Source organism: Chitinophaga alhagiae, assembly GCF_003568665.1.
Classification (GTDB): domain Bacteria; phylum Bacteroidota; class Bacteroidia; order Chitinophagales; family Chitinophagaceae; genus Chitinophaga; species Chitinophaga alhagiae.
This window is the reverse complement of sequence record NZ_QXMH01000001.1, coordinates 1023947-1049661: the sequence shown is the minus strand read 5'-3', so window position 1 is coordinate 1049661 and position 25715 is coordinate 1023947. Positions and strand designations below refer to the sequence as shown.

The window sequence follows — 25715 nt, the reverse complement described above, 5'->3', positions numbered from 1 at the left end:
GAGGGAGCAGAAAACATACCAGGCCGGCGTCAGTACACTGAACGCCGGCTTTTTAATTTGAAAGGGACCATGAAGCAGCTTTATAAGAAATACAAGGCACACTACCAGGACAATTTTCACCTCGCCTACCCCGTAGTTATCTCGCAACTGGGCCATACCCTGGTGGCGCTGAGCGACAGCATTATCATAGGCCACACCGGCAAAGTGCCACTGGCCGCCGTTTCACTGGGCAACAGCATGTTCACCGTGTTCATGGTAACAGGCATTGGCATGTCTTACGGCCTTACCCCGCTCATTGCGCAGGAGAATGGCCGCGGCAACCGCAGCAGCTGCGGCAACCTGCTTTCGCACAGCCTGGTTATCAATATCATTACCGGCATTGTGCTTTTTGCCGCCATCTGGCTGGTAGGCCAAAACCTGGAAAGAATGAACCAGCCGGCGGACGTGGCCTCCGAAGCGAAGATCTTTCTCCGCTACCTGGCCTTCTCTTTTTTGCCGCTGATGATATTTCTCACCTTCAAGCAGTTTGCGGAAGGGCTGGGCTTTACGCGGCAGGCCATGAACATCAGCATCGTCGGCAACATACTCAACATCCTGCTGGGCATTACGCTGGTGTACGGGTTGTTCGGCATTCCGAGGATGGGCATTGCCGGCGTGGGCATTGCAACGTTTACAGACCGGCTGTTGATGGGCGTTACCATGGCCTGGTACGTGATGAGATCGCCGCGTTTCAAGGAATACCTGCAAACCTTCAACCTGCGTAATATCAAGGGCGCCACGCTGCGTAAAATTGCGGGCCTGGGCACGCCTGTGGCGCTGCAATATATTTTTGAAGTGAGCGCTTTCAGCGGCGCGGCACTGATGGTGGGGTGGATAGGCGCTACAGAACTGGCGGCCCACCAGATAGCCATCAGTCTTGCCGCCATGACGTACATGATGGCCAGCGGCATTTCCGCCGCTGCAGGCATCCGCAGCGGCAACAACCTGGGCCGCGGCAATTTTACCGACCTGCGCCGTTCCGCCATTGCCAGCTACCACATGGTGCTGGTGCTGATGGGCATTACCGCGGTCATTTTTATGCTTGGCAACCGCCTGTTGCCCGCCATGTACATCAACGATCCGGCGGTGATCCACGTAGCGTCTGGCCTGCTGCTCATTGCGGCCTTCTTCCAGTTGTTTGACGGTACGCAGGTAGTGGGCCTGGGCGTGCTCAGGGGCCTGGGAGACGTGAAAGTGCCCACCATTATCACCATGCTGGCTTACTGGGGGCTGGGGCTTCCGGTAGGGTATGTACTGGGCTTTCACCTGAACTTTGGCGTACAAGGCATCTGGTGGGGCCTGTTGCTGGGCCTGCTGGGCGCTTCCGTGCTGCTGTTCTTCCGTTTCCAGACCATCACCCGCGGTCTGGAAAGGCAGGCAGACAACCGCGGGGTACCGTCCGGCCATTAAAAAATCAGCAATGAAAGCTATAATTTTACGGCATGGAGTTACCGGTTTTTTACGCCAGGGATGCACAGTCCGGCTTTTATACCATGGATGAGCCAACATCCAAATATTGCATACAGGTGTTACGGAAGGAAAAGGGCGATGCGGTGCTGCTGGCCGATGGCCGCGGCTCGCGGTACGAAGCCGTGATAGTGGACGATCACCGGAAGAAGTGCGTGGCGGAGGTGACCGCTCAAACCCTCATGCCCGCGCCCGCCGTGGCGCTGCGTATAGCCATTGCCTTTACCAAAAACGCCGCCCGCATGGAATGGTTCCTCGAAAAAGCGGTGGAGATAGGCGTACAAGAAATCATACCCCTCATTACACTGCGCACCGAGAAAGAAAAGCTGAAGGCCGAACGGCTGCAGAACATCCTGGTATCAGCCATGCTCCAGTCCCGGCAATGGCATTTGCCCGTGCTGGCGGAGCCTGTACCGCTGGAGCGCCTGATGGCCTCCACAGAGCAGCGTTTCATTGCGCATTGCCTGCCCAATGAAAAAAAGCACCTGCTGGATGCCATGCAGCCGGGGCAAAATACCCTGTTGCTGATTGGCCCGGAGGGAGACTTTGCACCCGCTGAAATAGCGCTGGCGTTGCAATACGGTTTTGTGCCCGTAACACTGGGCAATACCCGGCTGCGCACGGAAACGGCGGGGCTGGTGGGTTGTACGCTGATGGCGGCGGTGAACAGGTGATGATGGCGTTTGGGCGCAAGTACGGCAAAAGCTGATAGTATTGCTGTAAACGAACGCCCGCTGCAAAGCGGTACAACCGCAGCACCGTATTTTTAATCCTTATTGTCCCTGATCTTCGGTTCCCGCAGTTCCACCGGGGGCGGCGCCGTTTTCTTCCGCATCCGCATGTTCAGCAGCTCTACAGAGAAAGAGAACGCCATAGCAAAGTAAACATAGTTCTTGAGGTGCAGATCATGCACTACGGTGGGGTTCCAGCCTTCAATAATAAGAATGCCGCCTACCATGATGAGGAAAGAAAGCGCCAGCATTTTAAGCGTGGGGTGCTTGTGAATGAAATTGCTGATGCGGGGCGCAAAAGAGAACATGATGAACATGGCAATGATCACCGCCACTATCATGATCTCCACATGTTTGGCGAGGCCTACGGCGGTGATAATGCTGTCAAAGGAGAATACCATGTCAATGAGAATGATCTGTCCCACCACGTTCATCAGCGTGGCGGCCCCTTTGCCGCCTGCTTTTGGAGAGGCCTCTTCTTCTCCTTCCAGCTTGTGGTGTATTTCCAGCGTGGTCTTTACGAGCAGGAAGAGGCCGCCGGCCAGCATGATGAGGTCGCGGAGGCTGAGGCCTTTCCCGAAAATATAAAAGAGCGGGTCTACAGCTTTTACAATGTAGCCGATGCAGAGCAGCAGTACCACGCGTACGGCTATGCCGGTAAACATCCAGATGCGGCGGGCCTGCAGCCGTTTTTGCTCCGGCAGGCGGTTCATAACAATAGATACGAAAATAACATTGTCTATGCCCAGCACTACTTCCATGAGCGTGAGCGTAAGCAGGCTGACGAGTGCATCGAGGGTGAGGAGGTCTTGCATATAATTATGGATGTTGAGATAATCCCTGGCAGATCTTCTTCACAATGGCAGGCCCTTCATAAATAAAACCGGTGTATACCTGTACGAGGGAGGCCCCTGCGTTCAGTTTTTCCTGTGCGTCTGCGGCGGTGAAAATGCCGCCTACGGCAATAATGGGAATTTTACCGCCTGATTGCCGGTGAATGTAGCGGATCACTTCCGTGGCCCTTTCCTTTACCGGCAGCCCGCTCAGCCCGCCGGCGCCTATCTGCTCCAGCGTTTCGGCCGGTGTTTGCAGGTGCTCGCGGCTAATGGTGGTATTGGTGGCTACAATGCCCGCCAGGCCGGTTTCCGTCACAATTTCAATGATATCGTCCAGTTGCTCGTTAGTGAGGTCGGGCGCTATTTTCAGCAAGATGGGTTTCGATCTGCTTTTTTGCGTGTTCAGCGTTTGCAGGTGGTGCAGCAGTTGCTTCAGCGGTTCCTTTTCCTGCAGGGCGCGCAGGTTGGGCGTATTGGGCGAGCTTACGTTCACCACAAAGTAGTCTACCACGTCAAACAGGGCATGAAAACATTTTTCGTAGTCACTGATGGCCTCTTCGTTGGGCGTGGTTTTGTTTTTGCCGATGTTGCCGCCGATGATGATGTTGGTACGGCGCTTTTGCAGGCGCTTGGCGGCGGCCCTGGCCCCTTCATTGTTGAAGCCCATGCGGTTGATGAGCGCCTGGTCTGCCGGCAGCCTGAACAGCCGCGGCTGGTCGTTACCGGGTTGGGGCAGGGGTGTTACGGTGCCGATTTCCACGAAGCCGAAACCCAGCCGCGCCAGCTCGTCTATATATTTACCGTCTTTATCGAAGCCGGCGGCCAAACCAACGGGATTGGGGAAACGAAGTCCCCACAAAGTTCTTTCAAGCCCGGCATTTTTAGGCTGGCAGAAAGCGTCCAGCAGGTTTTTTCCGAACGGCAGGCCGTTCACGATCTTTAAGCCCCGCATCACGCTGTGGTGAATGCTTTCAGGAGGGAAACCGAAGAGTATTTTCTTGATGAAACCGTACATGTAGGGGCAAAGATATAAAATCAGTACCTATTTGGTTAATCAGCCGTAGCCGCCTAATTTTGCCAGCGTTGTAACATGCTGGACCTCCGCACCTTCGAACGGCTATTCAAAGAGCATCACCCGCACTGTCTCGCCTTCGCCATTCATTACACCGGCGATCCCCACGACGCAGAAGAAGTGGTACAGCTCGTTTTTTCCCAGTTGTGGGAGAAGCGGGCAGGTATTGCCATTACGGGCTCGGAACGTTCCTACCTGTTTACGGCCATTCGCAATACGGCTATCAGCCAGTGGCGCAAACAGTCCGTACGGTCGGAAAAAGAACAGTCTTTCGGCCAGATGCAGGAGGTGGAGGTCCATTTGTCCGTACAGGCCCGCGAGCTGGAAAACCGGCTGGAGCAGGCGCTGAAAAAGCTGCCGGAGCGTTGCCGCGAAGTGTTTCTCCTGAGCCGCCGCCAGCAGTTAAAGTATGCTGAAATTGCCGCGGTGATGGGTATTTCTGTTAAAACTGTTGAAAACCAGATGGGTAAGGCCCTCAAAATACTCCACCAGGAGCTGAGAGAGTACCTGCACCTGTTTTTATAAAGCGCCGGCATAGGGGGAGCGCGCCGCCGCAGGCGTCCTCTAACCGGAAATCTGTTAACATTACAACTGTACATGAGCAATTTGCAACCTGAAGAGGCTTTATATTCCCTGCTTTGCAAGTATCTGCTGAACGAAGCGGATGCTACGGAGCGCCAGTGGGTGGAAGCATGGCGCATGCAACAGCCTGTTAATGAAGAGGTGCTGAATGCCATTGGCCGCGTACTGGAGGCTTCCGTACCGGCTGCCGCTTACCCCGGCCTCAATACGGAAACCAGCTGGCAGCGGTTGCTGAAGGGGATCAACGGCGGGCAGGCAGATGGAAGGCAGGAAACACCGGCAGCAAACCAACAGGAAGAAATTATTTCACATAAACCGGCAGACAGCCGTCAGCCCACCCCCGCGCAGAAAGCAATCATCATCCCCATCCGCCGCCGTTCCCCCTGGCCGAAAATAGCGGCCATATTAGTAGTAGCGCTCGGCCTGGGCTATTGGCTCTGGCCGCGCCCCGCCGCGGAACCGCAGGTATTTGCCGGCGGCCGGCCGGCCGTGCTGGAAGACGGCAGCCGCGTAGCCCTGGAACAGCATGCCACGTTGAAAGTGGTGGCCGGCTTCGGGCAGAAAGAACGCCGCGTTCAATTTTCCGGCAAGGCGGTTTTCAATGTGGCGCAAAACCCGGAAAATCCCTTTGTGGTAGAAATGGGGCAAACGGAGATCAAGGTGCTGGGCACAGAGTTTACAGTGGATTACGACGGGCGGGCGGAACTCACCGTACACGTCAGCAGCGGCAAAATACTGGTAACAAACCGGCAGCGGGGAGACAGTGTGGTGCTGACCGAGGGCATGATGCTGCGGCGGGAAGAAAAACAGCCCCATTTTTCAGTGGCGGAAAATATTACGAACTTGTCCAGCAAACAATTGGTGTTCCATAATGTACCTTTACACAAAGTGCTGGCCGCCGTTGAAGCCGTGTACCATGTACAGGTCTCTGTGGCGGACTCCACACTGTTGCAGAAAGAGGTAACCGCCAATTTTGAGAATGAGTCTGTAGATAACGTGATGGCCACTATCGCCTATATGACCAACTCACAGGCCGAGAAGACCGGTGAGCAGCAGTTTTCCATCAAATAGAGGACCTAACTAAAAAAACTTTTTATAATGTCGTTGGCGAGGAAACTCCTGCTCGGCCTGGTCATTGCTTGTATTCCCATGCAGGTTTTTGCCTGGAACTGGCGCACAAAAATTTCTTTATCGCTCAAAGACCAACCCCTTTCCGTTGCCTGCGAATGGATGGAGAAAGAATACGGCATTCATTTCTCCTACAGCCGTGATGTGGTGACCATGACCCGCCGCGTAACCCTCCGGGTAAAAGACGTGCCCCTTCGCCGTGTGCTGGACCAGCTGTTTACAGAGAACGGCATCCAGTACAAGCGCATCGGGGACCAGTTGGTGCTCACCGTGAAACATGCCGCCAGCCGCACTATCAGCGGGTTTGTGGAAGATGCCGTAACGGGCGAAAAACTGATCGGCGCCACCGTATACGCTCCCGGCCTGCATACCGGCACCACCTCTAATCAATACGGTTTTTACAGCCTCACTACCGCCAAAGACACCAGCAGCCTGTCTGTTTCCTACATCGGTTATAAACCCGTCAGCATCCCGCTGAAAGACGGGGAAAGCCGCCGTGTGAACATCAAACTCTCCCCCGCCAACACCCTGCAGGAAGTGGAAGTAACAGACAACCTGCCCAAGCTGCAGGAGCAAACGCAAATGAGCAAGGTGAACCTGGCCGTGTCTCAGACCAAAACCATGCCCCGCATGCTGGGCGAAGCGGACGTGCTGCGCACCATCCAGGCCATGCCCGGCGTAAGCGGCGGCATGGAAGGCTCCAGCGGTATTCATGTGCGCGGCGGCAGCCCTGACCAGAACCTTATTTTGCTGGACGGTACGCCGGTGTATAATTCCACCCACGCCTTCGGCATCTTTTCCGTGTTCAACCCGGATATGGTCAAGAACGTGGAGCTGTACAAGGGAGCGTTCCCCGCCCGGTATGGCGGCCGTCTTTCTTCCGTGGTGGACATTTCCATGAAAGACGGCGATATGCATGAGTATCACGGGGAGGTATCGCTGGGCCTGCTGGCCTCCAAGGTGATGGTAGAAGGGCCTATTGCCAAAGGCAAAACATCTTTCATTGTTACCGGCCGCCGTACCTACGCGGACCTGTTGGCGCAACAGGTGGCGCAGCAGCAACTGAACCTCGGGAAGGAAGGTGAGTTCTGGCTCTACTTCTTTGACGCCAACGCCAAGATCAATCATATCTTTTCACAGAAAGACCGGCTCTACTTCAGCGCATACGGCGGCAGGGACCACCTCAGCGTAAAACGGGACCATGAGTTTGATACCATGAACGGTGAGGCCAAGCGGTATCACGAACAAATGCGTTTCCGGCTCGGGTGGGGCAACCAGGCCTACTCCCTGCGCTGGAACCATATTTTCAGCCCGCGCCTTTTTTCCAATACCACGCTTAATTATTCGCAGTTCAATTTCAATACGGACTACCAGTACAAATACATGGCGCTGGATACGCCGCGGGTGCAGGAATCAGACAACATGAACGGCCGGTATTTCTCAAAAGTGCAGAACGCCGGCGGCAAAATAGACTTCGATTATCGTCCCAATCCCAATCATGCCGTGCGTTTCGGCCTGCAGGCCACCTACAATATTTTTCAGCCCGGCATTTTGCGGTTCAATAATATTTCAGATAACCAGCAGCTCACCGATACGTCTTATAACGATGAAACCTCCGGCGGGCTTGAGCTGGCGGTGTATTTTGAAGACGACTGGAGAATTGGCGACTCCGTACACCTTAACCTGGGCGTACACGCATCGTCTTTTTTTGTGCCCGGGCGCTCGTACCTGTCCGTTCAGCCCAGGCTGGGCTTCCGTTACCTGCTGCCGCGCAGGTGGGCGCTGAAGCTGTCTAACACCGTGATGACGCAATACCTGCACCTGCTCACCAACAGCGCTACCTACATGCCTACAGACCTCTGGGTGGCCGCTACAGACAAGGTGCCGCCCATGCATGCCAACCAGGTGGCGGCGGGCCTGGCAAAAACCAGCCAGAGCGGCATGTATGAAGTATCTGTGGAAGGATATTACAAGACCATGTTTAATGTGATCGAGTACAACGAGCTGGCGGACAACTTCCAGTCCGCCACACGCAGCTGGGAAGACAATGTGATCGTTGGCCGCGGCTGGAGTTACGGCGGGGAGTTTTTCCTGCAGAAAAAGAAAGGTGATTTCAGAGGATGGATCGGTTATACCCTTGCCTGGTCCCAGCGGTCGTTCCCCAACGTAAACCAGGGCCGGGTGTTCCCCTACAAATATGACCGCCGGCACGATGTGGAGCTGGTGCTTACGCAGCGCCTGGGCAAACGCTGGGAACTGTCCGCGCAATGGCAATACGCCAGCGGTGCGCCGCTTTCCCTGCCGGTGGGCAGCTATGAAGAAACAGGCGAATCGTCTCCCCACATGCCGCCGCCGCAGGAGCCGGGCGGCGAAGTGGATATAGTAGGCAACCGCAACATGCTGCGCATGCAGGATGTACACCGGCTTGACCTCGGCGCCACGCATGTAAAGGAAAGGAAGAAGGTGAAGTATACGCTGAACATCAGCCTGTACAACGTATACAACCAGCAGAACCCTTTCTTCTATTATTATAAACGGAACAACGAAACCAGGGCGCGGGAGCTGACCATGCTCAGCATATTGCCGATACTGCCCAGCGTTTCCTATTCAATCAGGTTTTAACATGAAAAGGATACCGGTTTATATGATGTTGATCTTTTCACTGGCCGCTGCCTGTGAAAAGCAGGTGAACATACCCATTCCGTACGATGGGGACAAGATAGTGGTGAACGGCCTGCTGCAGCCGGACAGTCTGCTGTACATCCGCATCACCCGCTCCCAGCCGCCGGGCGCCAGCGTATTTCCCGAAATTGCGGACGCCGGGGTGGAAGTAAAAGCCGGCGGGCAATGGCTGCCGGTGCAGCGGCAGGAAATAGGCGGAAAGGGGTACTTCGTATCGCTGGCGCCCGTAGCCGCGCATTTGTCTTACAGCATTACCGTTACCGCTCCCGGCCTGGATACGGCCCACGCCGCGGATACCTTGCCCCGCAGGCCCTTTCTCCGGGAGCCGTTTGCACAGGCCGGCGGCAACCGCGTGAAATTCCTGCTGAAAGACTTGCCGGGCAAAGACTTCTACCGGTTCAGGCTGTTCAGCGGGGAGAAAAATGCGGCCGGCGTGGTGGTGCCTGTAAAAAGACTGCGCTACCGGTTTGACCCGTCTTACAACAACAGTTTCACAGATCTCATCACCAATAATTACCTGGAAAGCACCCTCATACCAGATGAAAGGTTCGACGGCCGGGAAACCACCATTGTGATGCAAACAGAGGAGATGAACAAAGCCGGCGATTACCTGCTGCTGGAGGTAACGGGCCTTACCTACGATACCTGGCATTATATGAAAACGCTGGAAGTGCAGAACGCCAACGAAGGCAACCTGCTGGTGGAGCAGAACCGCGTACACAGCAACGTAAACGGCGGCTATGGCATCTTTGGCGGCCTCCATGCGGCGTATTTGGAGATAGCGATCAAATAAGGCCCAAAATCCTTAAATTTGAATGGTATCAAAAAAAAGGAGTAGATCATGCAGGACGCATATATAGTAGCAGGGTTCAGAACGGCGGTAACAAAATCCAAAAGAGGCGGCTTCCGTTTTTACCGGCCGGATGACCTGGCGGTGGATGTTATTACAGGGTTGTTGAAAACCATCCCGCAGCTGGAACCGGGCAGGGTAGATGATCTGATCGTGGGTAATGCCGTGCCGGAGGCCGAACAGGGCCTGCAGATCGGGCGGATGATCTCTGTGCGCGCCCTGGGCATTGAAGTGCCGGGGGTAACGGTGAACCGGTATTGCGCGTCTGGCCTGGAAACCATTGCTATTGCCACCGCAAAGATCCAGACGGGACAGGCGCAATGTATCATAGCCGGCGGTACGGAAAGCATGAGCCTGGTGCCGGTGGCCGGGTGGAAAACAGTGCCCGCCTACAGCGTAGCCTCCACTACGCCTGACTATTACCTGAGCATGGGCCACACCGCGGAAGCAGTGGCCAAAGAATTTTCGGTAAGCCGCGAGGAACAGGACGCATTTGCCCTCCGTTCTCACCAGCGCGCCATCCACGCAATCAAAAGCGGGTATTTCAAAGACGGTATCCTCCCCATCAATGTGGAAGAAGTATATGTAAATGAAAAAGGCAAGAAAGAGACCCGCAGTTATGTGGTAGATACGGACGAAGGCCCGCGGCCGGACACCTCGCCCGAAGCCCTGGCCAAACTCAAGCCGGTGTTTGCCGCCGGCGGTTCGGTAACGGCCGGGAACTCTTCACAAACCAGCGACGGCGCCGCTTTTGTGGTTGTAATGAGCGAAAAGATGATGAAGGAACTGAACCTGCAGCCCATTGGCCGCCTGGTATCTTGCGTGAGCGCGGGTGTACATCCTCGCATCATGGGCATTGGCCCCGTGGCCGCGGTGCCCAAGGCTTTGCAGGTGGCCGGCAAAACCCTGCAGAACATAGACCTGGTAGAGCTGAACGAAGCATTTGCCTCCCAGTCTGTAGCCGTTATCCGCGAGCTGGGCCTGGACCCTGAAAAAGTGAATATCAACGGCGGGGCCATTGCCCTGGGCCACCCCCTGGGCTGCACCGGCGCCAAACTGACCGTGCAATTGCTGCATGACATGAAACGGCTGAACAAGAAATACGGCATCGTAACCGCCTGTGTAGGCGGCGGGCAGGGAATTGCGGGTGTGATCGAGAACCTTGCGTAATATCATTTGCAACGAGTTATAGGAAGAAGGTGTGCCGGGGAAACCAGCACACCTTCTTCATGCCTGGGTGCGCGCGCTTTCCCTGCGGCTGTACCCTTTACTGCCCGTTGGCGCTGTATTCAGTGTATGTTATCCGTGAAGGTTCTGCCGTTGGCGCCCCGCCTTCCGTCTGCCGCCCTATTTTTCTTCCCCATTTCATATAAAATAATATGATTGAATTAAACTTTTTACTAATTTGCTTCCGGAAAACCGCTATTGCCTTGCCTTAAAAAAGGCAACAGCCGCTAAAACCGTATCCCAAATGGACCGTAGAGACTTCTTAACACTAGCCCCTTCCCGCAAAAAAACGGTGAAAGTGAACGCTGCCAGAACTTATTCCGGCCTTACGCCCTACACAGGCGAATGGGGTACGGCGCAAGTGGTGCATTTGCTAAAAAGGGCCATGTTCGGCGCCAAACCCGCCGATGTGAAACACTTTGCCGCCATGAGCCTGGATGCGGCGGTAGACGCACTGTTGCAAACCAATACGGTAACACCGGTCCCGCCTGTCAACAACTACAGCCAGGGTGCGCCAGACAGCACGGGCGTTGCGCCCGGGGCCAGCTGGGCCGCCGCTCCGGAAGGGGACGAAGACCTCAACAACGACCGCCGCGGTTCCTACAAAGCATGGTGGCTGGGCCTCATGCTCAACCAGGAAAGGAACATCCACGAAAAACTGGTGCTTTTCTGGCACAATCACTGGGCAACAGAAACAAATATTATACAGGACGCGCGTTTTACCTACCTGCACAACGTTACCCTGCGCAACCATGCGCTCGGCAACTTCAAGGCCATGGCCAAAGCCATCACCATTGATCCCGGCATGCTGGTATACCTGAACGGCTACCTGAACGAAAAGACCGCCGCGGACGAAAACTACGCGCGTGAGCTGCTGGAGCTGTTCACCTGCGGCAAAGGCCCCGATTCCCTTTACCAGGAAGAGGATGTACGCGCCGCCGCGCACGTGCTCACCGGTTACAAGGTAGATAAGGTGAACATCAGCTCTTACTTTGACCCCAGCAAGCACGACATTACCAACAAACAGTTCTCCAGCTGGTTTTCCAATAAAGTGATCAGCGGCAAAACGGGAGAAATGGGCGCCACCGAGCTGGATGATATGCTCAATATCATTTTTGCGCAGCACGAAGTGGCCAAGTTCATCTGCCGCAAGTTCTACCAGTTCTTTATCTACTACGAAATAGACGAGGCCGCGGAAACCAACGTAATAGAGCCGCTGGCCAAAGTGTTCCGCGATTCCGGGTACGAGATCAAACCGTTGCTGCAAGCGCTGTTCAGGAGCGAACATTTTTATGACCCGCTGAACATGAGCTGCCTGATCAAAAGCCCGGTAGACTTTGCCGTGGGCCTCTGCCGCGAGTTCGGCGTCAGCTTTGCTCCCGCCGCGGACTACGCCAACGCCTACCCGCAATGGGCTGCCGTACAAAGCGCCGCCGCCCGCCAGCAGCAGAACATTGGCGATCCGCCCGGCGTATCAGGCTGGGAAGCGTATTACCTGGCGCCGCAGTTCCATGAGCTGTGGATCAATACAGACACCCTGCCGCAACGCAATATGTTTGCAGACCAGATGATAGGCCCCGGTTTCCGTGGGCTGCGTATAGACCCCGTGGTGTTTGCGGACCAGATGTCTGATCCCGGCAACCCGGTAACGCTGGTAAAAGATTCGCTGGACATTCTTTACAGGATGGGCGTTTCAGACACCACCAAAGCATTTCTGAAAGACAAGATATTGCTGCTGGGCCAGGAACAGGACTATTACTGGACGGAAGCCTGGAACCTCTACAAGTCGGACACCTCCAATGCCGCCAACCGGAGCATAGTGGTGAAACACCTCACCGACCTGTACAAATACATCATGAACCTGTCTGAATACCATTTAGCCTAGATCACGTTGAAAACCTATTTATGAAACGTAGAGACTTCCTTAAATATACCGCGCCGGCAGCCATACTGCCTTCCTTCATCAACGGCTTTGCGGTGAAGGCCTTCGGGGCTTCGCCCTTGCTGGCAGCCCTGCAGGGCGCAGCGGAGGAGAACGATCACGTGCTGGTGATGATACAGCTGAATGGCGGCAACGACGGGCTGAACATGGTGATACCGCTGGACCAGTATGGCAAGTACCAGACTGCCCGCGCCAACATTGCCATTCCGGAAGGGAGCGTGCTGCGGCTGGCCGGCCAGACCAAAACCGGCATTCACCCGGCCATGACAGGCATCCGTGACCTGTATAACGACGGGCATGTGGGCATCATCCACAGCGTAGGTTATCCCTCCGCCAACTTCTCGCACTTCCGCGCTACGGATATCTGGCTCACAGGCTCCGATGCCAATGAAGTGCTGCCTACGGGCTGGGGAGGCCGCTTCCTCGAAACGCAGTACCCTGGCTTTCCGCAGGGGTATCCCAATGCAGAAATGCCTGACCCGCTCGCTATCCAGATAGGATCTGTAGTATCTCCCGCCTTCCAGGGCACGGATGTGAACATGGGCATGGCGGTTACCAGCGCCACGGATTTTTACAACCTCATCAACGGCATTGAAGACCCCGTGCCCAATACCAGGGCCGGTAAAGAGCTGAAATATATCCGCCTCATCCAGCAGCAAACCAACAAATTTGCTGACGCCATCAAGCTGGCCGCTTCCAAAGTGACCAACCAGGGCGCCTACCCGGCCAACAACCACCTGGCAGAGCAATTGAAGATTGTGGCAAGGCTGGTAGCGGGCGGCCTTAAAACGCGCCTGTACATGGTGAGCATTGGCGGGTTTGACACCCACGCCAGCCAGACCAACAGCGGAGATACCACCACCGGTGTGCATGCCAGGCTGCTGGGAGACATGTCTGCCGCCGTCAAGGCCTTTATGGACGATCTGAAAGGCCTCAAAAAATCACAGCGCGTAGTGGGCATGACCTTCTCCGAATTTGGCCGCCGCATCCGCTCCAACGGCAGCATGGGTACAGACCATGGCGCCTCCGCGCCCATGATCATTTTTGGGGACTATGTGAACCAGCAGGTGCTGGGCAACAACCCCACCATGCCAGACGCCGCATCGCCTACAGACAATGTGCCCATGCAATACGATTTCCGCTCCGTATATGCTTCCCTGTTAGAACAGTGGTTCTGCGTAAAAAGCACTGACCTTGACCATATCATGCTCCGCAACTACCAGAGCCTGCCGCTTGTTAACGGCCTGGCCTGCGGCGTGGTGACCAACATACCGGGCATCAACGACGGGCTGGAGTTCATCAGCAACTATCCCAATCCCTTCACCACCAGAACCACCATTACCTACAAATCCAAAGGCGGCCACACCATGATACAGATCTTTGATACCATGGGGCGCCTGGTGAGCACGCCGGTAGACAAAGTGCATGCCGCCGGAGATTACACCATTCCCTTTGACGGGGAAAGGCTGGCCAACGGCGTGTATTACGCCCGCCTGCAAAACGGCGCCATACAGCAGGTAAGAAGCATGCTGAAGGTGCGGTAAGCTGCAACGGCGTTGCATTCTACTGATTTTATGTATCTTTGCCCTGCAAACCAGGCAGGTGAAGAAGTTTTTACAACCAATAGGGGCCATTATACTGCTGGGCGTGTTTTGTTTATACATTACGCCCCGGGATTATGTGCACCATTTTGTGGGGCATGAAGATACCATAGATGAGGCCTGCGACCTGGTGTATGCAGATGCGCCGGTATTGTCCGGCCAGCACCAGCACTGTGACTGGCTGCACTGGGAAGTAGCCGCCTACCTGCCTTCTTACGATATCAGCATTCCGGCGGTGCCGCATTCATATGCGGTAGTGGACCAGCCGCTTCCCCTGCATTTTTTTACCACGCCTGTTTATTATTTCTCCCTTCGGGCGCCTCCGTTTGCCTGAGCCCCTCATCCTCCCCATCAGGTACCTGATTTCATATGTGGCGGCATAGTGCTGCCAACGATCTTCTGTTCACATGCAAATGATTAGAAAATTCGCATTGACCGGGTTTTTACTGCAATTGTTATTTGCAGCGGCGGCCAGTGCGCAATGTACCATCCGCCTCAGCGGTACGGTAACAGACAGCGAAACCAAACAGCCCCTGCCGGGCGCTACCATCCTGGTAAAGGAAAACGGCATGGCGGTGAAAAGTGACGATAAAGGTGTTTACCGGCTGGAAGGCCTGTGCCCCGGCTTTTATACCGTTCACATCAGCCACATCGGCTGCCTGCCGGTAGAAGTGGCCTGGCAGGTGAGCGCGGACGAGCGCCGCAATATTTCCCTGCCGCACAGTGTTACGCAGCTGCAGGAGGTAGCGGTAACCGGCCATGCCGCCAAGGAAGTGACCACCGCCCCGGTAGAATCTCTCAGCGGCAGGGAACTGGAAAAGACGCGTGGCCTCACCCTGGGCGAAGCGCTGAAAAAAGTAAACGGCGTTACCTCCATGACCACCGGCCCTAATGTATCCAAACCCGTGATCAACGGGCTGCACAGCAACCGTGTGCTCATCCTCAACAATGGCATCCGCCAGGAGGGCCAGCAGTGGGGCTCCGAACATGCCCCGGAGGTAGATCCCTTCCTGGCCAATAAAATGGTAGTGATCAAAGGCGCGGGAGCGCTGCGCTATGGCGGAGATGCTATTGGCGGCGTGGTACTGGTAGAGCCCAAGGCGCTGCCGGTGAAACCGGGCCTGGGCGGTGAGTTGAACCTGGCCGGTTTTTCCAATAACAGGCTGGGCGCCGTATCAGCCATTATTGAGCAGCAGGTGCCCAAACTGCCCGCGCTCAGCTGGCGGCTGCAGGGTACGCTCCGCAAGGGTGGTAACGTGAAAACGCCAGACTACTGGCTGGATAATACCGGTGTGGAAGAGTACAACTTTTCCGGCGCTGTGGGCTGGAAAAAACCAACGTACGGCGTGGAGCTGTTCTATAGCCAGTTCAATACCAACCTGGGCGTGTTTGAGGGCTCACACATCGGCAACCGCGAAGACCTGGAGCAGGTTATTCAGCAACAGCGCCCGCTGCCGGAATATACGGAAGGGTTTACCTACAAAATAGACCGGCCGTACCAGCATGTGGAGCATGAGCTGTTCAAAGTAAAAAGTTACCTGAACACCGGCAAGGCCGGCCGCCTCAACCTGGTGCTGGCCCGCCAGTTCAATTACCGCGATGAGCTGGACCGCAACTCGGCGCTTTCCGTGAACCAGATGAACCTCAACCTCACTACTTACAACGGTGAGCTGCTGTGGGACCATTTCAGCTGGAAAGGCCTGCGCGGCACCATCGGCGCCACCGGTACCTACCAGCAGAACAGCTACCGCAGCAGGCTGTTCATCCCGAACTATGAAAGCCTGCAATGGGGGGCCTTCTGGACGGAGAAATGGGAAAGCGCCAACCAGAAATGGCTGGTGGAGGGCGGCATCCGGTACGATAACAAGCAGTACTACAATATCGGGGACAATGCAGGGAGCATTAACTACCCGGAGCAGGACTATGCCAGCATTTCCGGCTCACTGGGGGCGCAATACCGCGTTACAGACAACTTTCATGTATCGGTAAACGCCGCGCGGGCCTGGCGCCCGCCCGGGGTGAACGAACTGTATGCCAGCGGCCTGCACCACGGCGCTGCTTTGTATGTAGACGGAGACCCGTACCTCAAAGCCGAGAACGCAGCAAAGTTCAACACTACCCTGCATTATGATATCAGTGACAAGCTGGAGGCAGATGTGAATATCTATTACAATTACATCCGCAATTTCATTTTTCAGCAGCCCACAGACAGTATTGTAGTGACCATCCGCGGCGCGTTCCCATATACGTTCTACCGCCAGGCGGACGTGAGCATGAAAGGAGTGGACGCACAGTTGCGCTGGCAGTTCCTCCCCAAATGGCAGCTCACTTCCAAAGCCTCCATACTGCGGGCGTATAACGAAACGGAAAAAGACTGGCTCATCAACATGCCGGCAGACCGGTTTGAGAATGAGCTGAGCTTTTCACCGGGCAACTACAAGGCGCTCCGGGAAAATTATATATCCGTTACCGTTAGCAATGTGCTACAGCAGACGCGTACCCCCGCCAACCCGGACAATAAAAACGATCCCCGAGGGCAAGACCTGGTAGCGCCGCCCTCCGGGTATACGTTGCTGGGCCTGGAAGCGGGCAGTACCGTGCATTTCGGGCAGCAGCCGGTATCCTTCATTGTAGGCGCCGCCAACCTGCTGAACGCACGCTACCGGGATTACCTGAACTTCTTCCGCTACTTCGCGGACGAGCCGGGCAGGAACATATACGTCAAAGTAAAGATGCCGCTCCTGTTCGGGAAAAAAGCATCCTAATAAAAACATTATAACAGAAAAAAACATGAAAAAGAACCTCCGACTGACCTTGTTTGCCGCCGCTGCCGCACTGGTATTGGCCGCTTGCAAAAAAGAGAAAAATGAAAAACCGAATGAGAATGCCAACGAAGAAATTACAACGGTGAAACTGACGTTCACCAACGCCGCCAACGCAGCGGAAAAAGTGGTGGCCAACTGGAAAGACCTGACCGGCGGCAACCCGGTGATAGACAAGATAGTGCTGAAGGCCAATACTACCTATCACCTTTCCACAGAGCTGTTTGACGAACGCAAGAACCCGGCAGACACTATTACGCATGAAATAGAAGAAGAAGGGGACGAGCACCGCCTGTTCCACCTGTTTTTCAGCCAGGCCAACGCCAACGTGGCTGATTCTTTAGGCACCGTGGCCACGGTTACCCCGCTTGACAAGGATGCCAATAACCTGCCCATAGGGCTGGAAGTGAATGTGGCCACCAAAGGCGCATTTACCGGTTTTCTGCGTATGGTGGTACGCCACCAGCCAGATAACAAGAACGGCAGCTATGGCCCGGGCAGTACGGATGTGCAAACGGAGTTCCCGTTGGAGATCAAGTAATTTTCCCTGAAAGCCCTGCAAAGTGATACTTTTTTAACATTAGTCCCTGACCGAACCTCAAGCGAACGTGAAGCGAACGAGAAGCGAAGGAGAAGCGAAGGATAAAAGGCGGCAGGCGCTGTTAAAATAGTATTGTCACAAACAAATAAGAGGCCGGTCTTTTGGACCGGCCTCTTGCATGGTTGGCGGCAGGTACTAGTGTTCGTCCACCTCCAGGCCTTCCTGGTCGCCAATAACCAGCAATTTGAACGGTTTGTTGCCTACCGGGATGGAGCTGATCTCTTTCAGGGTAGCCGCGTCAAACATTTTGACGGCGCCGCCGGCCTGGTCCGTTACATAAATGCATTTGCGGGATACCCCGAAGTAAGGCTTCTGGGCGGCGGCGGCCCCGGCCGGAATAGCAGGCGCAATTTTGCCCTCTTTTTTCAACTGGGCGGTAGATGCGTCAAATATTTTGACAGTGCCGTTTGTCAGCAGCACATACAGGTGGCGGCCGTTTTCATCCAGCATGTACTGGTGAATGTTGCTGTTCTCGTTTTTCAGCACCAGGGTGATCTTTTGCGTGGCCGGGTCTATTTTGTACAGGCCCAGGGCCAGGTAGCCGAAAAAGTGGGGCAGCGCCTTGTTGCCCAGCACGGTACCTATCCAGGCCGTACCGAAATCTGCCGGATAAGGAATGAGGGACTGTTTGCCGCCTGGCTCCACTATCAACACCCCGTCAGGGCTGCCAAAGGCGGCCAGCTTGCCGTTGCCCGCATCGCCGTGGATGCCCTGGGTGGCAATAGTGCCTTCATGCAGCACGGCGCCAAAGCGGTCTATGATCTTCACTTTTTCAGGCAGGGTACCGGTTACGGAGCCATCTTTCTGGGTAACGGCAATGGTCTGATCGTCAAAGATCACCATGGCGCCATGGTGCGGAGCGGCTACCGGCAATACTTTCCCGTCTCCGTTTTCCAGCTCGCTGTCTTTGAACAGGCTGAGGCTGCCCGTGCCGTCGTTAAAAATGGCGTTGAGGCCATTATGCGCAAAAAAGTGGGTGGGGCCTGCTTCTGTGAACTGCTGGGCGGCCATTTCGGGGCTGTGTACATGCAGGTGCCCGCCATGTTTTTCAATGCCGGAATTAAAGAACTCCACCGTGTTGGCCGCCCGGCTGAGAATGGCCGCAAACTGGCCGGTGCTGGTGGCATACAGGGTAGGCTGCGCGGCCTTGACGGGGTACACCGTGGTTTTTTTCGTTAACGGTTCCAGTACGGTGATCTGGGCCTTGTCTACATCAGACACCACCAGCCGCAGGTAAGATGCTTCAGGCTGCAGCGGGGCTGCTGGTTTGTCGTTTTTGCGGCAGCCGGTTGCCACCATGGCCAGCACTAAGCCGGGGATCAGGATTTTTTTCATATAAAAGGGTGTTTTAGAAGTGCAACGAAGTTGCAAATTTATACATTTGCAACAACGATGCAAATATTGTTTTCCGCTGCTTGTTAAGGCAGGGTGTACCGGTCATAACAAATTCATGCGGGAAGGGGCGGTTTCACAACCGCTTACATAAACAGGGGGACAAAAAGTAAAGGAGAAAAATTATATTTGTTAGTTATTGCACCGTTAACCGGGAAACCGGTTTCAACATATTAAAATGCACTAAAGATGATCTGACATACTGCTCAGATTTTGGATGAAAAGCAAAAAGGGCCGTTTTTACGGCCCTTGATAAACAAATAACGTCTTGGTGTCTTTTTAATGTGAATGCCCTGCCGGATGCGGAGAGGAGTGTTCACCATGCTTATGAACCGTGTCCGGCAGGCGCTCCGTCTCTTCATCGTAATACACGAAGAAATACAGGTAGATGGTGCGCGAAATGCGCATCAGCCAGGGCTGCAGTACCAGCAGTATCACCCCGTTCACCCCCAGCCAGTAGAATATGCTGTTATCTGCCCAGGAAAGGCCGAAGAGCAGCCAGTACCAGACCAGGTTAAAAACAGACAGGGCTATGGCCAGCGCGTAGCTGACGTAGCCGGTGCCGAACCAGAAGCCTGTTTCCAGCTCGTATTGTTGGTTGCAGACAGGGCAGCGCTCATACATGTCGAATATCTTTGAAAAACGCCAGTGGAAGGGGTTTTTTGTACGGTACATGTTACCCCTCCTGCAACGGAGGCATTTCATTTTGAGCAGGCTGCGGATGTAATTCGGTCTTTTAGCCATGATGCCGCGAATTTACAAATTTCCTCCGGCTATGCGGGCAGTACGGTTTTTGTGTTTTCCTTTGACCCGGGCCGGCTTTATGCGCCATGGTGCTTCCCATTCCCTGGCTATGCGGGCAGTACGCTTTCCTGGGATTTGCGTTCTCCTATCTGCTGGCGCCACATGGCGTAGTACAGCCCCTTTTCTTCCAGCAGGGCATGGTGGGCCCCGGTTTCCACAATGCGGCCTTTTTCCAGCACGTAAATGCGGTCTGCGTGCATGATGGTAGACAGGCGGTGCGCGATCATCACCGTAATATGCTCTTTGCTGGAGGTCACGTTCCGCACGGTTTGGGTGATCTCTTCTTCCGTGATGGAGTCCAGCGCGGAAGTAGCCTCATCGAACACCAGCAGGCGCGGCTGCCGCAGCAATGCGCGGGCAATGGAAAGGCGTTGTTTTTCCCCGCCAGATATTTTGATGCCGCCTTCGCCTATCACCGTGTCTATTCCCTTTTCCGCCCGCGCCAGCAGGCTGTAGCAGGCGGCCCGCTGCAGGGCGCTCATCAGCTCCTCTTCCGTGGCCCCGGGGTTGACGAACAGCAGGTTTTCCCGGATGGTGCCGGAGAACAGCTGCGTGTCTTGCGTAACAAACCCTATCTGGTGGCGCAGTTCTTCAATATCAATGTCTGAGGCGTTCATACCGTTGTACAGGATGCTGCCTTCGCCGGGCTTGTACAGGCCTACCAGCAGTTTTACCAGCGTGGTCTTCCCGCTGCCGGAGGGGCCTACAAAGGCAATGGTCTCGCCTATTTTCACATCAAAGCTGATATCGTCAAGCGCCTTGTTCAGCGCCGTAAGATGTTTGAAGCTCACCTGGTCGAACCGCAACTGCCGGATGCCGGAGAGCTTTGGCGGGTCTTGCGGCGTTTCTTCTACCGGTGTTTGCAGGATGCGCTCAAAATTGCCCAGCGATACCTCCGCTTCGCGGTAAGCCAGTATGATATTGCCCAGCTCCTGCAAAGGCCCGAAGAGGAAGAAGGAATACAGTTGCAGGGTGAATATCTGCCCCAGCGTGGCCGTATCCCGGTATACCAGGTACAGCAGCAGAAAGAGGATGCTGGAGCGCAGCAGGTTCACAAAAGTGCCCTGTACAAAGGCAATGCTGCGCACGCTGCGTACCTTCTTCAGCTCCAGCAGCAATATTTTCATGGTATTGGTGTTCAGCCGGCGTATTTCCTGGTTGGTGAGGCCCAGGCTTTTGACCAGCTCAATGTTGCGCAGGGATTCTGTAGTGGCGCCGGCCAGCACCGTGGTTTCCTTTACAATGCTCTTTTGTATGAACTTGATCTTTCTGCTCAGCACGTTCATCAGCCAGCCCAGCAGCACGCAGCCGCCAAAGTATACGAACACCAGCGACCAGTGTACGCGGTAGGCGAATACCATTACGAACACCACGCCCACCAGCGTGGTGAACAGGATGTTGATGAACTGGGAAATGAACTTTTCAGAGTCGAGCCGCACCTTTTGCAGTATGGCCAGCGTTTCCCCGGAGCGCTGGTCTTCAAACTCCTGGTAAGGCAGGCGCATGGAATGGCGCAGCCCGTCCGTATACATCTGCGCGCCCAGCTTCTGGGTAACGGCGCTTACAAAATAGTCCTGGAAGGCCTTGGCAATGCGGGATACCATGGCTACGCCAATAGAGGCCAGCAACAGCAGTAACACGCCGTACAGGTACTGGTTCTCGCTGCGGGGCGCTATGGCTTCGCCCGCTTTGTTGAATGAACGGGGATGGGCCGCAAACTGGTCCACTATTTTCCCGAATATCCAGGGGTCCATCAGGGAAAACACCTGGTTTACGGTAGCCAGCAACAAGGCCAGCGCTATCAGCCATTTATAGTTCCGGAGGTATTTCAATAATAATTTCATGCGTATATAAGTGGTCTTTTGGGGGCATGGCATTGTAGTTTCCAATGCAGGAGAAACACAGCGGCCCCGGGTTATGCGGCAAAGGTAGGGGAAAATGGGCCTGTAATGATGTTGGAACATCAATTTTAAGCTGCACTTATCACGGTATTTACCCTAAAAATTGCGTAATTTAATAGTACAAGCCGGGAAATATAAGCAGCACGTTATAAGCCTGGAAAACTGATACTTCGCCCCCTGACCGGTCATACGCCATAACCCGGCATTGCTCACTACGCTAAAAATGCCTGCCGTATGAAAATGTATGATGAAAAACACCTGAAAAACGTTGTGCTCATTGGCGCTGCCAAGAGCGGCAAAACAACGCTGGCCGAGGACATGCTGTTCGAGGCCGGCATCATCAGTAAACGGGGCGCCGTGGAAGAAATGAACACGGTGTCTGACTATCACGAAGTAGAGCACGAAAGAGGCAATTCCGTTTACGCCACTACCCTGCATACGGAATGGCGGGATTACAAGATCAATATCATAGATACCCCGGGGCTGGAAGACTTTGCGGGGGAGCTGGTGTCTTCCATCCGCGTTTGCGACACGGCCGTTATGCTGCTGCACGCTTACAACGGGGTGGAAGTAGGCACGGAACTGATCTGGGACTACGTAGACCGCTACAATAAACCAACCATTCTGGCCATCAACCACCTGGACCATGAGAATGCCAACTACCAGCAGGTGCTGGAGCAGGCCAGGCAATTTTTCGGTAACGCCGTTACCGTGATGCAATACCCGGTGAACCAGGGCCCCGGTTTCAACGCCATCATAGACCTGCTGAAAATGACCATGTACCGCTTCCCGGCCGGTGGCGGCAAGCCGGAAAAGCTGCCTATACCCGCGGAAGAGAAAGAGCAGGCGGATGCCCTGCACAACGAGCTGGTAGAGAAAGCGGCGGAGAACGATGACGCCCTTATGGAGCTGTTCTTTGAGAAAGGCAGCCTGGATGAGGACGAACTGCGGAAGGGATTGAAAATTGGCATGATGAAACACCAGGTGTTCCCCCTTTTCTGCCTCAGCGCCCGCAACAACATGGGCAGCGGCCGCCTGATGGGCTTTATTGACAATGTAGCGCCCTCCGCCGTGGAAATGCCGCCGGAACAAACGGAAGATGGCAAGGAAGTGGCCTGTGACCCCGCCGGCCCTACCTGCCTGTTCGTTTTCAAGACCCTGCTGGAACCGCACATCGGCAAACTTTCCTTTTTCAAGGTGATGAGCGGGGAGCTGAAAACAGGGCAGGAGCTGGTCAACGAAAAAGGCAACACCACCGAACGCCTCAACCAGCTCTTCATTGCAGACGGAAAGAACCGGCAGCCGGTGGAGCGCCTCCGCTCGGGAGATATTGGCTGCACGCTCAAACTCAAAAACACCTTTACCAATCATACCCTCAATGAAAAGAACTTTACCGCGCAAATAGACCCCATCCACTTTCCGCCGCCCAAGGTCAGAGTGGCTATAGTGGCGAAGAATAAAGGAGATGATGAAAAGCTGGGCGAAGTGCTGTCCGAGATCCACATGGAAGACCCTACGCTGGAGATAGAATACAACCGGGAACTGAAACAGGTCATCCTGCACGGGCAGGGAGAGTTGCACCTGGCGGTTACCAAATGGCGGCTGGAAAACATTTACAACATGCAGGTGGAGTACCTGCCCGCCCGCATCCCTTACCGCGAAACCATCCAGAAACCCGCCATGGCCTCTTACCGGCACAAAAAACAGTCCGGCGGCGCGGGCCAGTTCGGGGAAGTGTTCATGAAAATTGAGCCTTACTACGACGGGATGCCCGTGAGCAAGGAATTTCCCGTGCGCGAAACGGAAGAAATAGCCCTGAACTGGGGCGGCAAGCTGGTGTTCAACAACTGCATAGTGGGCGGCGCCATAGATGCCCGTTTTCTGCCTTCCATTCTCAAAGGCGTGATGGAAAAAATGCAGGAAGGCCCGCTTACCGGCTCCTATGTGCGCGATGTGCGCGTGAGCGTGTATGACGGCAAGATGCACCCGGTAGACAGCAACGATATTTCTTTCAAGATAGCCGGGATGATGGCCTTCCGCGACGCCTTTCACCAGGCGGCCCCGCAGTTGCTGGAGCCGGTGTACGACCTGGAGGCCACCGCGCCGGACGTGATGATGGGAGACATCATGAGCGAGCTGCAAACCCACCGCAGCGTGATCACGGGCATGGACAGCGGCAAGGCCAGCCAGGTGATCAAGGCCAAAACCCCGCAGGCCGAGCTGGACAAACTATTTGCCGCCCTCCGCAACGTAACCCAGGGCAAGGCCAAAGTGAAGGCGGTGTTTGCCGAGTATGCGCCCGTGCCGTCTGATGTGCAGAAAAAACTCAGTGAAGACTACAAAAAGGTGGAGCAGCAGAACGGTCAGCATTGAAAGCGGCCCCAGTTGCCCCGGTCCAGCGTTCTGAACTGTATTGCCTCCGCAATGTGTTCCGTGTTGATATCCGCGCGGCCGGCCAGGTCTGCAATGGTGCGGCCCACTTTCAGGATGCGGTCATACGCCCGCGCGGAAAGCTGCAGGCGCTTCATGGCGTTTTCCAGCAGGGTTTGAGCGGCGTGGGGGAGGCGGCAGTGTTGCTGAAGCAGGCGGTTGCTCATTTGCGCATTGCAGTGAACACGATGCGGATCTTCGCTGAAACGCTGAATTTGAATAGCGCGTGCTGCGATGACCCGCTCACGAATGAGCTGGCTGGGTTCTTCCGGAGATGCTGGTGTACGGGCTATGTCACCGGGCGGTACAGGGGTGACTTCCACATGAAGGTCGATACGGTCCAGCAGCGGGCCGGATATTTTGTTAAGGTATTTTTGAACAATGCCGGGCGGGCATGAACAATCTTTTTCCGGGTGATTGAAGTATCCGCAGGGGCAGGGGTTCATGGAAGCGATCAGTGTAAATGCAGCCGGAAAATCAACAGAGAACCGGGCCCTTGAAATGGTGATCTTCCGTTCTTCCATGGGCTGCCTCAGCGCTTCAAGCACTGAACGTTTGAACTCGGGAAGCTCGTCAAGGAGCAATACGCCGTGGTGGGCCAATGAAATTTCTCCCGGCACCGGCATACTGCCGCCGCCAGCCAGTGCAATATCACTGATAGTATGATGAGGAGAACGAAAGGGCGGGCTTGTAATGATGCCGGCGCCTCCGGGCAGTTTTCCGGCCACTGAATGTATTTTTGTACTTTCCAGCGCTTCTTCGAGCGTCAGAGGCGGCAATATAGTAGGAAGGCGTTTGGCCAGCATTGTTTTGCCCGCACCGGGCGGCCCTATCAATATAAGGTTGTGCCCTCCGGCGGCAGCTATCTCCATGGCCCTTTTAATAAAATGCTGGCCTTTTACTTCATTAAAATCCATGTCAAACGCTGCGCTGGCTAGTCCATATGGACGCATCCCTGAACTTTCTCCTGCCCTTGCCTGTGCGTACACTGCGGATGGGATTTGCTGTCCTTCTATCTCTGAAAGATCCGCATCAGATCTCTCGCCTGCCGGCTGCGGCTGAAGCGTATCCTTGCCCTGCAGAAAATCTGTCACCTCGCTGCAATGCCTCGCGCCAAACACCTCCAGACCCTCTACCATGGCCGCCTCCTGCACGTTCTGATATGGCAGTATAATGCCCCTGAACCCTTCCTTCTTTGCCTGCAATGCCATGGAAAGCGCGCCCCTCACGGGGCGGAGGGAACCGTCCAGGGACAGTTCGCCCATCATGATGTACGCCTCCGGAGGGCGGGTGTATACCACCTGCTTTGAAGCGGCGAGGATGCCCATGGTAATGGGCAGGTCGTAAGCCGCGCCTGCCTTGCGGATGTCTGCCGGGGCCATGTTGACCACTGTTCGCAGCCGGGGCATTTTGAAGCCGGTGTTTTTGATAACGGTCTCTATGCGGTAGGCGCTTTCTTTTACCGCATTGTCCGGCAGGCCCACCAGGAAGAATTTGGTGCCCTGGCCTACATTGACCTCAATAGTGATGGTGATAGCTTCCACGCCATGCACGGCGCTTCCGAATACTTTAGTGAGCATGTTTAACAAACAATGGTTATTTCGAAGA

Annotated in this window: 19 protein-coding genes; 13 read left to right on the top strand and 6 right to left on the bottom strand. The window is 55.1% G+C overall.

Annotated features, from left to right (window positions below; translation table 11 throughout):
• Nucleotides 1-69: 69 nt before the first annotated feature.
• Both D3A97_RS04020 and D3A97_RS04015 read left to right on the top strand, forming a co-directional pair.
• Nucleotides 70-1449, top strand: a complete 1380-nt coding sequence (locus tag D3A97_RS04020; protein ID WP_119076900.1) for an MATE family efflux transporter — start codon at nucleotides 70-72, stop codon at nucleotides 1447-1449.
• A gap of 32 nt (nucleotides 1450-1481) precedes the next feature.
• Nucleotides 1482-2180: an RsmE family RNA methyltransferase gene (locus tag D3A97_RS04015; RefSeq protein ID WP_119076898.1), complete on the top strand. Its 699-nt coding sequence runs from the start codon at nucleotides 1482-1484 to the stop codon at nucleotides 2178-2180.
• Nucleotides 2181-2272: 92 nt separating this feature from the next.
• On the opposite strand, the gene D3A97_RS04010 is transcribed toward D3A97_RS04015, so the two are convergent.
• Together D3A97_RS04010 and D3A97_RS04005 are read right to left on the bottom strand one after the other, a co-directional pair.
• Nucleotides 2273-3052 carry a TerC family protein gene (locus tag D3A97_RS04010; protein WP_119076896.1) on the bottom strand — a complete coding sequence of 260 codons (780 nt, stop codon included), beginning with the start codon at nucleotides 3050-3052 and terminating at the stop codon, nucleotides 2273-2275.
• Between the two features lie 4 nt (nucleotides 3053-3056).
• Nucleotides 3057-4088, bottom strand: a complete 1032-nt coding sequence (locus D3A97_RS04005) for a quinone-dependent dihydroorotate dehydrogenase (RefSeq protein WP_119076894.1) — start codon at nucleotides 4086-4088, stop codon at nucleotides 3057-3059.
• 75 nt (nucleotides 4089-4163) lie between these two features.
• Here D3A97_RS04005 and D3A97_RS04000 point away from each other — a divergent pair, with 75 nt between their 5' ends.
• The 10 genes from D3A97_RS04000 (at nucleotide 4164) to D3A97_RS03955 (ending at nucleotide 17520) form a co-directional block, all read left to right on the top strand.
• Complete coding sequence (locus D3A97_RS04000; RefSeq protein ID WP_119076891.1) at nucleotides 4164-4670, top strand: RNA polymerase sigma-70 factor; 507 nt, start codon at nucleotides 4164-4166, stop codon at nucleotides 4668-4670.
• Between the two features lie 72 nt (nucleotides 4671-4742).
• Entirely contained in the window at nucleotides 4743-5798 is a 1056-nt protein-coding gene (locus D3A97_RS03995) for a FecR family protein (protein ID WP_119076888.1), read from the top strand.
• 27 nt (nucleotides 5799-5825) lie between these two features.
• Nucleotides 5826-8477, top strand: coding sequence for a TonB-dependent receptor domain-containing protein (locus tag D3A97_RS03990; protein WP_119076886.1), 2652 nt, complete (start codon nucleotides 5826-5828; stop codon nucleotides 8475-8477).
• Nucleotide 8478: 1 nt separating this feature from the next.
• Complete coding sequence (locus tag D3A97_RS03985; RefSeq protein ID WP_119076884.1) at nucleotides 8479-9330, top strand: DUF4249 domain-containing protein; 852 nt, start codon at nucleotides 8479-8481, stop codon at nucleotides 9328-9330.
• A 48-nt stretch (nucleotides 9331-9378) separates the two neighbouring features.
• Nucleotides 9379-10557, top strand: coding sequence for a thiolase family protein (locus D3A97_RS03980; RefSeq protein ID WP_119076881.1), 1179 nt, complete (start codon nucleotides 9379-9381; stop codon nucleotides 10555-10557).
• Between the two features lie 301 nt (nucleotides 10558-10858).
• Nucleotides 10859-12499, top strand: coding sequence for a DUF1800 domain-containing protein (locus D3A97_RS03975; protein WP_157986339.1), 1641 nt, complete (start codon nucleotides 10859-10861; stop codon nucleotides 12497-12499).
• A 20-nt stretch (nucleotides 12500-12519) separates the two neighbouring features.
• Nucleotides 12520-14100: a DUF1501 domain-containing protein gene (locus D3A97_RS03970; RefSeq protein WP_119076876.1), complete on the top strand. Its 1581-nt coding sequence runs from the start codon at nucleotides 12520-12522 to the stop codon at nucleotides 14098-14100.
• Between the two features lie 58 nt (nucleotides 14101-14158).
• The gene (locus D3A97_RS03965) at nucleotides 14159-14491 is read left to right on the top strand and encodes a hypothetical protein (protein WP_119076874.1); all 333 of its coding nucleotides are present in this window, start codon (nucleotides 14159-14161) and stop codon (nucleotides 14489-14491) included.
• A 73-nt stretch (nucleotides 14492-14564) separates the two neighbouring features.
• A complete protein-coding gene (locus D3A97_RS03960) occupies nucleotides 14565-16922 on the top strand; it encodes a TonB-dependent receptor (RefSeq protein ID WP_119076872.1) in 2358 nt (785 codons plus the stop codon).
• Nucleotides 16923-16947: 25 nt separating this feature from the next.
• On the top strand, nucleotides 16948-17520 hold the full coding sequence (locus D3A97_RS03955; protein ID WP_119076869.1) for a hypothetical protein: 573 nt from the start codon (nucleotides 16948-16950) through the stop codon (nucleotides 17518-17520).
• 195 nt (nucleotides 17521-17715) lie between these two features.
• Here the strand turns inward: D3A97_RS03955 and D3A97_RS03950 are convergent, their stop codons facing one another.
• From D3A97_RS03950 to D3A97_RS03940, 3 genes are all read right to left on the bottom strand, one after another.
• Complete coding sequence (locus D3A97_RS03950) at nucleotides 17716-18915, bottom strand: YncE family protein (protein ID WP_119076866.1); 1200 nt, start codon at nucleotides 18913-18915, stop codon at nucleotides 17716-17718.
• A 336-nt stretch (nucleotides 18916-19251) separates the two neighbouring features.
• Nucleotides 19252-19716: a DUF983 domain-containing protein gene (locus D3A97_RS03945; protein WP_232825843.1), complete on the bottom strand. Its 465-nt coding sequence runs from the start codon at nucleotides 19714-19716 to the stop codon at nucleotides 19252-19254.
• Between the two features lie 107 nt (nucleotides 19717-19823).
• Nucleotides 19824-21620: an ABC transporter ATP-binding protein gene (locus tag D3A97_RS03940; RefSeq protein WP_119076862.1), complete on the bottom strand. Its 1797-nt coding sequence runs from the start codon at nucleotides 21618-21620 to the stop codon at nucleotides 19824-19826.
• A 291-nt stretch (nucleotides 21621-21911) separates the two neighbouring features.
• Between D3A97_RS03940 and fusA2 the strand changes: the two genes are divergently transcribed.
• Nucleotides 21912-24050 carry an elongation factor G2 gene (fusA2, locus tag D3A97_RS03935; protein WP_119076860.1) on the top strand — a complete coding sequence of 713 codons (2139 nt, stop codon included), beginning with the start codon at nucleotides 21912-21914 and terminating at the stop codon, nucleotides 24048-24050.
• Here fusA2 and D3A97_RS03930 read toward each other — a convergent pair.
• Nucleotides 24041-25687 carry a YifB family Mg chelatase-like AAA ATPase gene (locus D3A97_RS03930; RefSeq protein WP_119076858.1) on the bottom strand — a complete coding sequence of 549 codons (1647 nt, stop codon included), beginning with the start codon at nucleotides 25685-25687 and terminating at the stop codon, nucleotides 24041-24043. The two genes, fusA2 and D3A97_RS03930, sit on opposite strands and share 10 nt — an antisense overlap.
• Nucleotides 25688-25715 lie beyond the last annotated feature (28 nt).